The organism is Synechococcus sp. H60.1 (assembly GCF_047462335.1).
Classification (GTDB): Bacteria; Cyanobacteriota; Cyanobacteriia; order Thermostichales; family Thermostichaceae; genus Thermostichus.
In genome coordinates, this window is sequence record NZ_JANSJA010000033.1 from 17704 (window position 1) to 19150 (window position 1447).

At 59.1% G+C, this 1447-nt stretch carries 1 protein-coding gene; it reads left to right on the forward strand.

From position 1 onward, the window contains the following. Positions 1 to 314: 314 nt before the first annotated feature. Positions 315 to 1447 (forward strand): DUF58 domain-containing protein (locus tag NW852_RS01600; RefSeq protein WP_414426413.1); only part of this gene is annotated, 1133 nt, incomplete at its 3' end.

Genomic DNA, 1447 nt, shown 5'->3' on the forward strand with positions numbered 1-1447 from the left:
GATCCCTCAAAGGTCTGAGGAAAAACCCCAGAGCACCATCGCTAGCCTGTAACTGCTGTGCCACCGCAACTGTCCCGATTCCGCCTCGAAAGGACTCCGTCCTGCTGACGCGAATGGCAGGAAGGATCCGACCAGTAACGAGCAACTTATTTGCGGGACTTGCCCTATCGCGTAGCTCAATGTTTGAGAATGTCCAGTACTCCCCCTAACTCCAGCGGAGGGTTGAGGGGCAAGAGTTGGCGGCACAGGGCGGCGGAGAAGGGATGCCAGTGTTACCAAAACTTAGCCAAGCAGCATTTCAACTCTTCCAATCCTTGCGGTGGCGGTGGAAGTTGGGGATCCGCTCTCCCCAGTTGAGGCAGCGGGTTCGTTTTCTGCGCCGCTTCCGCTTTACCCGCATCGGGGGTCGGTTTGTCGGGATCACCCTCCTGGTGAGTATTGCCGCCTTCAACACCGGCAACAATCCCCTATACCTGGTGCTGGGGATGCTGCTTAGCCTCATTCTCCTCAGCGGCCTCCTCTCCGAGCTCACCCTCAAAGATCTGGAGGTGAGCCGGCGGTTGCCCAGCCGCATCTTTGCCGGCCAGCCGGTCTTGGTGGGGCTGACGCTGGTCAATCGCAAGCGACACCTGCCCAGTTTTTCGCTGCAGGTGAGCGAACGCATCGAGGGGTTGAGGCAGACGGACTGGCCTTCCAGCTATGTGCTGCGGCTGGATCCCGGCAGCAGGGTGGAGACTTTCTATCAACACACCTTTTCAAGGCGAGGGGTGTGGCAGTTGCAGGGTTTTGAGATTGCCACCAGCTTTCCCTTTGAACTCTTCCGCAAGGCAGTGGAAATCGAGGACCCGCAGACGGTGATTGTGTTTCCTCGGCCTGCCCCTGTCCAAAACCTGTTGCTGTGGGAACAATTGAGCGGCGGTAGCCAGTTGCGCCCTCAGGCCGGCCAGGAGGGGGACTACCTTAGCCTGCGGCCTTATCGTCCCCAAGATGATGTGCGCTCGGTGCACTGGAAGATCTCGGCCAAACGGGATCAACTGGTTGTGCGGGAGCTGGAGCGCCCCCGTTCCCAGGCCATCGTCCTCTGTTTTGAAAATCGCTGGCAGCCGCGGGGAGAAAGCCCTGAAGCCCATCGCAACAAGCTGGAGCGGGCCGTAGAGCGCTGTGCCGGGATCCTCACCTATTTGATTCGAGAAGGCTATCCTGTGGCGCTGGCCACCTTGCAGGAGCGGACTGCTTTTGGGGCGGATCTGGCCCACCAAGACCGGCTGTTAACTCTGTTGGCCCAACTAACGTTTGTCGGGGATCCCCAACTCAACTCTCAACTGAAAAGAGAGCCTGATCCCTCTGCCGGGTTTAACCTCACCCCTCAAGATCGCTGTGTGCTGCTGGCCCATCCCGACCAGGATGGAAAATCTGCCCCGGGCTATCTCATCCACCCAGGATTGCT